At 71.5% G+C, this 7,072-nt stretch carries 7 protein-coding genes; 4 read left to right on the forward strand and 3 right to left on the reverse strand.

The annotated features are described in order from the left end of the window. The 3 genes from D7W79_RS36060 to D7W79_RS36070 all read right to left on the reverse strand — a co-directional run. The coding region (locus D7W79_RS36060) for a serine/threonine-protein kinase (protein WP_147442225.1) at positions 1 to 950 on the reverse strand (950 nt) is incomplete at its 3' end. 158 nt (positions 951 to 1,108) lie between these two features. Further along, positions 1,109 to 1,771 (reverse strand): DUF4142 domain-containing protein, encoded by a 663-nt coding sequence (locus tag D7W79_RS36065; RefSeq protein WP_120529833.1) that lies wholly within the window; start codon positions 1,769 to 1,771, stop codon positions 1,109 to 1,111. Between the two features lie 184 nt (positions 1,772 to 1,955). Beyond that, on the reverse strand, positions 1,956 to 2,579 hold the full coding sequence (locus tag D7W79_RS36070) for a DUF4142 domain-containing protein (RefSeq protein WP_120529834.1): 624 nt from the start codon (positions 2,577 to 2,579) through the stop codon (positions 1,956 to 1,958). 284 nt (positions 2,580 to 2,863) lie between these two features. On the opposite strand from D7W79_RS36070, the gene D7W79_RS36075 reads away from it, so the two are divergent. The 4 genes from D7W79_RS36075 to D7W79_RS36090 all read left to right on the forward strand — a co-directional run. Further along, positions 2,864 to 3,949: a hypothetical protein gene (locus D7W79_RS36075; protein WP_120529835.1), complete on the forward strand. Its 1,086-nt coding sequence runs from the start codon at positions 2,864 to 2,866 to the stop codon at positions 3,947 to 3,949. Next, positions 3,946 to 4,494 carry a peptidylprolyl isomerase gene (locus D7W79_RS36080; RefSeq protein WP_147442226.1) on the forward strand — a complete coding sequence of 183 codons (549 nt, stop codon included), beginning with the start codon at positions 3,946 to 3,948 and terminating at the stop codon, positions 4,492 to 4,494. The genes D7W79_RS36075 and D7W79_RS36080 overlap by 4 nt, the downstream gene beginning before the upstream one ends. A gap of 3 nt (positions 4,495 to 4,497) precedes the next feature. After that, entirely contained in the window at positions 4,498 to 6,594 is a 2,097-nt protein-coding gene (locus D7W79_RS36085; RefSeq protein ID WP_120529837.1) for an OmpA family protein, read from the forward strand. Positions 6,595 to 6,603: 9 nt separating this feature from the next. After that, positions 6,604 to 7,072, forward strand: a 469-nt coding sequence (locus tag D7W79_RS36090) for a hypothetical protein (protein ID WP_120529838.1), incomplete at its 3' end; no start/stop codon positions are given.

Raw genomic sequence — 7,072 nt, forward strand, 5'->3', positions numbered from 1 at the left:
GGACGTGGGGGGCTGGGGCGCGAGCGCTGCTCCGGCTTCACCTCCGCGAGCGTCTGGAGCGGGCTGCCCGTCAGCTCCAGGATGAAGGAGCCCACGTCCGGGTAGCGGTCCTCCGGCTTCTTCGCCATCGCACGGGCGATGGCCGCCACCACGTGCGGCGGCGTCTGGGGCGCCAGCGACAGGAGCGGCGGCGGCTCCAGGTGGACGATTTGATAGATGAGCTCCGCGATGTTGTCGCCGGAGTAGGGCGGCCGGCCCGCGATCATCTCGTAGACGATGCAGCCGAACGCGAACAGGTCCGTGCGCGCGTCCACGTTGCTGTTCTGGCCCATGGCCTGCTCGGGGGCCATGTACTGCGGCGTCCCCATCAGCACCGAGTCCAGCGTCTGCACGGTGCGCGAGTCCACGAGCTTGGAGATGCCGAAGTCGAGCAGCTTCACGCGCTCGCCCACGACGCCGCCGGCCTCCGTGGGGACGAGGAACACGTTGCCCGGCTTCAGGTCGCGGTGCACCACGCCCGCGCGGTGCGCCGCCTGCAGCGCAGCGCCCATCTGCCGCGAGATGGAGACGACCTCCTCCAGGGGCAGCTGCTTCTGCTTGCGCAGCCGGCGCGACAGGCCCTCGCCGCGCAGGTACTCCATCACCATGAAGGGCGTGCCGTCCTCCAGGGTGTCGAAGTCCAGCACCTCCACGATGTTCGGATGCCCCAGCCGGGAGGCGATCTCCGCCTCGCGCCGGAAGCGCACCGCCACCTCTTCCGACAGCGCCTCCGCGCCGTGCAGCACCTTGATGGCGACCTGCTTGCCCGGCAGGCGCAGGTGGCGCGCCAGGAACACCGCCCCCATGCCGCCCTTGCCCAGCACGGTGCCAATCTCATACGTGGCGCGAAGGATCCGTCCCGTCGTCAACGGCTCGGACTGCGCGGAGGTCGGTTCGGTGGGCTTTTGCATCGGCGGTCCGATTTCCTACTAAACCGGGCCGACACGATTGGAAAGCACCCGGGTCGAATCCTCCCCCCCGGGTCGTGCGCACGGGCCCGGGCTCTCACGTTCTGAGAGCCCGAGCCGATATTTTATCCGGCGGCGGAACGCGCCCGGGGTGCTCCGGGCTACGGCGTGGCGGGAGGCATCACGAGGTTGGACTGGATGTCCCGCGCTGCCTGGATGTGCTGCTGCACCGTCTGGCGCTCGGTCATGAGTTCCTGCGCCAGCTGCGGGTTGTCGGTCTGGAGCGTCAGGAGGCTGTCGCCGACGAAGGCGGTGCGCGCGTGCGCGTTGAGCTGGGCGCTGATCAACGCCAGGTCGAGCGCGGCGCCGGTGGGCGCGTCCGGTCCCTGGAGGACCTGCATCAGCTGCTGGACCTCGTTCTGCAACTGGATGCTCACGGGGCTGTCCTCGGGGACGATGCCCTGGGCCGTCAGCAGCGCGTCCAGCCGTTGTTTGACGGCGGTGTGCTCCGTGGCCATCTGGTTGTTGAAGTCACGCACGGCCGTGTTGGTGGCGAGCGGCGCGGCGTACTGGCCGAGCATCACCTCGCCCTCGTTGGCCACCTGCAGGACGCGCGCGATCTGCGCGTCGGTGAGCGTCATCATCGTTCCCGCGTCGGGGAGCAGCCCGGCATCGGCGATGCCGCCCGCGTCCGGGGGGACGTCCGCGAAGTCAGGCATCTCCGGGACATCGCCAAAGGTGGGCTCGTTGTCGTCACTGCACGCGAAACCCAACGCCACGGCGCCAGCCACCACCGCTCCCATCCAGAACTTCGTCGTACGCATGTTCTCACCTCGCAGTGAATGTCGCTTGAGCAGGATGGGGAGCCTCCTGTCCGGTGACCCTCAGAGGGTCGGCCGATGGCAGTGTGGCTCAGCCCACATTCCTTCCTTCCGCCCTGTCGCCGAAGCCCGCTGAACCCCGCTCGATGCGGACACGCCCACGGGCTCCGGCGGCAGGATGAGACGGCTACGGCGTGGCGGGCGGCATCACCAGGCCGGACTGGAGGTCCGTCGCTTTGTCGATGTGCATCTGCACCGCCTGCCGCTCGGTCGTGAGTTCCTGCGCCAGGGCCGTGTTGGCGACCTGCGGTGTGAGCAGGCTGTCGCCGACGAAGGCGGTGCGCGCGTGCGCGTTGAGCTGCGCGCTGATCAGCGCCAGGTCGAGCGCGGCGCCCGTGGGCGCGTTCGGCCCCTGGAGGACCTGCATCAGCTGCTGGATTTCCGCCTGCAGCTGGAGGCTCAGCGCGGTGTCCTCGGGGACGATGCCCTCGGTGGCGAGCAGCGCATCCAGCCGTTGTTTGACGGCGGTGTGCTCCGTCACCATCTGCTCGTTGAAGGCGCGGACGTCCGGGTTGGTGGCGATGGGCGCGGCGTACTGGCCGAGCATCACCTCGCCCTCGTTGGCCACCTGCAGGACGCGCGCGATCTGCGCGTCGGTGAGCGTCAGCACCACGCCGCCGTCGGTCCCCGCGTCCGGGCCCTGCTGCGTTGCCTCCTGGGGCGTGGGATTCTCCGCGTTGCTCCCGCACCCGTACCCAAGCGCCAGCGCGCCCGCCAGCACCGTCCCCACCCAGAATTTCGCTGTCCGCATGTTCCATCCTCCCGTGAATGTCGCGGGGGGAGGATGGAGAGCCATTCCATCCGCGGCCATGCGCGCTCAAGCCGTTGCCACTGTGCCCGGATGCACAGGCCGGGCAGGCAGCGACCCTGGACCGCCGGACCTGGCCTTCCGGAATGACGCACGGCGTGTTTCATCCCTCCGCGTCCCGACGCAGGGGGGGGTGGGGGGAGACCAGGGATTTCTCATACATTGGCAAATGCATCACGCCCCGGCGCATCGTTGACATTGAAACACCTGCTGGTGTTTCGTGTTTCATGATGAACGGTTCACGGCGCGTCACTGTTCTCTCACTGCACCGCGGCTCCGCGAGCATCGTCCGTGCCCTGGTGCCCCACTTCGATCTGGCTCCGGCGGAGCTCGCGGCGCGGCTGTTCCGCGCCCCCGCCGTGCTGGCGGGAGGGCTGCCCGAGCAGCTCGCCAGCAGCCTGTCGGAGGTGCTGGGCAACGCCGGCCTGCGCGTGGTCGTGGAGCCGGATGACGCGCCCCTTCCTCCGCCCGCCGTGCACACCTACGACGTGGCGCTGTACCTGCGGGACGGCGGGCGCTTCCGCGACGTCTGCACGGAGCTGGCCGCCGTCCTGGGGTGTCCCCTGTCGGACGCCGCCGCGGCGCTCTGCGCCACGCCGCCCACGGTGCTCGGCTCCGTCTCCCAGGCCACCGTGGACGCGCTCCAGGCGCGCTTCGCCCCGCTGGGCGCGGAGGTGGACGCCAGCCATCCGCCCACGGCCCGCTATGACGTCTTCGCCACGGACGCGGTCAGCCTCGCGGTGATCCGCCCGGTGCTCGAGGCGCAGGGCGTGACCCCGGCGGAGGCCCCCCTGGTGGCCAGGGACCTCTCGCACGAGCAGGCGGAGCGCGTGTGGAGGGAGCTGGGCCCGCGGGGTGGGGTGCGGCTCCTGGACCATGCCTTCCAGCGGTTCGACGTGAGCCTCCTCTCGGCCCCCTCGGACGCCGGCTTCACGGAGCTGCTGGTGCGTGAGACGGGCATGCCCCCGGCGCTGGTGCCCAAGGTGCTCAAGCGGCTGCCGGTGGTGCTGCACACGGGACTGTCGCGCGCGGACGTGGTGGCGCGCACCGCCCCGCTGGAGGCCGCGGGCGCGAAGCTGGCCGTGCAGCTCATCAACTTCCGCAGCTTCCGCCTGACGGTGGAGGACTCGAAGGACCCCGCCGCGGCCGCGGAGCTGCTGTCCACGGCGCTGGGCCTGCCCGCCAACGAGACGCGCAGCGCGCTCTCCCGGCTGCCGCACACCTTCCAGCCCGCGGTGGGGGACACGCGCGCACGCTGGCTGGTCGCGGAGCTGCGCTCACGTGGCACGCGGACCTCCCTGGTGTCGCATTGAGCGGCCCCGCACTCCACTTCCGGGTGGCCGAACAGGGCAAGGTGTTCGCGCTGGCCGGCCGGCATGACGAGGCGCTGCGCCACTACCGGGAAGCGCTGCGGCTGGCCGCGCACCAGGGCGGCTCCGACGTCTGCCAGCGTCACTATGCGTGGTGCGTGCTCGAGTCGCTGGAGCGCTCGGGGGCCCACGAGGCCGTCATCTCCTTCTGCCAGCGCGTGGAGGCCCACTACCAGCAGCAGCCTCCCACGAGCGAGCTGGGCCTGCAGGACCTGGCCGCGCACCACGAGCGGCACGGGCTGGCGCTGGCGAAGCTGGGGCGCCTGTCCGAGGCGCGCACCCGGCTGGAGTCCGCGGTGGCGCTGGCCGGCGCGGGGCGGCTCCCGCTGTCGGAGCGGGTGCTGGGGTGGACGCGCGCCGGGCTGCACGTGGACGCGCGCCGCATCACGCTGGAGCAGGACCGTCACGCCTACTGGGTCGTCAGGCCCGACACCGTTCGTCCCGACGTCGCCGTCGCACTTCCTCCCGTTGCCTCACCACTGGGGTAGACCATGCCGAAAGCAGGGAAGATCCTCGCGGATCTCAACATCTCCGACTTCATCCGGGACATGGGGCTCGCCATCGCCGAGGCCCAGGCCAAGCTGGACACCAACAGCGTGGATCAGACGCTGCGCATGGGGCAGACCGTCCTGCCGGGCATGACGCAGAACCTGCTGTCGCTGGGGCTGCGGCCGGCCTTCTACCACTTCCAGTACGCCGACCTGGAGGTGAACCTCAACGTCTACTACTCGACCACCGTCGACGTGGGCGTCAACTTCAACTACGACAACGAGAACGAGTCGAGCGAGTACAGCCTCGAGACGTCCTCCGCCAGCGGCAGCGCCACCGTCACCGTGCAGGACGGCGAGGGCATCCCCCCCTACGCCTGTCTGGCATTGGTCGCCAACGCGCCGGGCCACCTCACGGTGGGCACCACCAGCTACGCGCTGGACGGCGGCGTGGGCCCCCACAGCACCGGCCTGCCCGTCGCCCGCCAGGACACGCTGTGGGAGACGGCGCAGGAGCTGCTCGTGGCCCTGCGCAACAACTCCGTCTGGACCAACCAGGCCACGGGGGACCTGCAGGGCATCTTCATGGACTGGGAGATGCAGTCGGGCGTCACCGCCAGCACCAACCGCCCGGACCTCTACGCCATCAACCGCTCCGTCATCACCGTGCGCACCTCGCCGCAGGCGGCGCCCGGCGACAACCTGGTCATCGCGCGGCTGGGCAGCGTGACGCCCGCGCCCGCGCTGCTGCTGCCGGCCACCAACGGCACGCGCTACACCAGCGCCGCGGCGACGGTGGGCGCGGCGCTGACGGACATCGGCCAGCAGGTGGACCCGGCGGCCTTCGTCGTCGTGTCGGGCGGTGACTGCAACCGGGCCATCTACTTCGACACCGACATCCACGACGTGCCCACCACCACCTACGGCACGGACCGCGAGCCCTCCGCCGTCCTCGACGCGGTGGCGGCGCTGCTGGCGGAGCACCCGTCCGCCTCGCTGACGCTGGAGGGCTGGGCGGACCAGCGCTCCCCGCCGGCCCCCGGCTACAACCAGCGCCTGTCCCAGAAGCGCGCGGACTTCGTCCTGCGTGCGCTGACGTCGCGGGGCGTGGCGGCCAGCCGGCTCACGGCCCGGGGCATGGGCGCGACGGTCAGCTTCAGCAGCTCCGACCTGGCGGCCAACCGGCGCGTCGTCTTCGAGTTCAGCGGAGTGCCCGCGGCGCTGGTGGCCCGCACCGGCGCGGCCACGGCCGCCTTCGACCCCACGGGGACGGACCGGGAGGCGCGCATCGTCCCGCGCACGCGCGCCCCGGCGAACGCGCCCACCACGGCCGTCGTCACCTTCCGCGGCACGGACTTCACCCAGGGCACCGCGTCGCAGGGCACCACCTTCGCGGTGGGCGCCACCGCCGAGTCCACCGCCGCCAACCTGGCCCGCGCCATCCGCGACGCCAACGCCAACACCGCCTTTGGCGCCTTCGCGCGCGGGGACCGCGTCTACCTGTACGGCACCGGCGACCACGCCCTGTTCACCCTGTTCGCGCGCACGCCCACCGCGCCGGCCCTGTCCGCCGCGGGCTCCATCCGCGTGGCCCGCCGCTTCGGCGACGGCCGCCCACCGGCCTCGCCCCAGCCGCGCGACACCATCGTCATCGACAACGTGCAGTTGGTGGCCGTGGAGGCCGGCGTCGCCCCGCAGCCAGGGCAGTTCACGCTGGGGGTGACGGGCGCGGACACGGCGCGCAACCTGGCCGCCGCCATCACGGCGGGCTCCAGCTCCGGTCTGCTGGCCGCGGGCCTCCAGGCCCAGTCCGCGGGCAACATCGTCACCGTCTCCGGCCCCTCCGGCACCATGCTGGGCACCAGCAACCCCGCCGCCTTCCTGCTGTCGGGCGCGCGCATCGGCGGCAGGCCGTCCGCGGACCGCGAGGAGAGCTCCGAGCGCGAGCTGCGCGCCCTCAACGTGGATGCGCACCTGGCGGTGAAGTACGAGCTGAGCGTGTCCGGCAGCTCGACCATCAAGGCCCGCCTGGTGGCGGTGCCCGCGCCGCCCCAGTTCCTCCAGGCCATCGGCGACTACCTCGAGCGCTGGTACCCGTAAGGAGCCCCCATGCCCGGAAACAACACCCCGCAGGGCCAGCGCGCGATGATGACGGTGCTGGACGCGCCGCTGCCGGAGCTCATCGAGAGGCTCGGGCGCGCGGTGGCGGACGCGCAGCACGCGCTGGACGTCAACTCGCTCGACATCGCGAAGCGCATGTCCGAGCGCACCGTGGACCTGGGCGACGGGCAGCTGTGGAGCCTGCTCGCGCTCGGCTTCACGCCCACGTTCTACGCCTTCGCCGAGGCCACGCTGGAGGCGAAGCTCACCTTCACCATCCGCGAGTCCACGGAGTTCTCCGTGGGCGGCGGCGCGACAGGCGGCATGGCCGGCATCTTCTCCGTGACGGTGAACGCCGAGTACAGCCGCAAGTACGGCTTCGAGGTGCAGGGCGCCAGCTCCATCGCCGCGCGGCTGGTGTCGCTGCCCCCGCCCGCCCGCCTGCACCAGCTGCTCAACGCTGTCTCTTATACACCTC

The sequence above is a fragment of the Corallococcus exercitus genome (assembly GCF_003611585.1).
Taxonomy (GTDB): Bacteria; Myxococcota; Myxococcia; order Myxococcales; family Myxococcaceae; genus Corallococcus; species Corallococcus exercitus.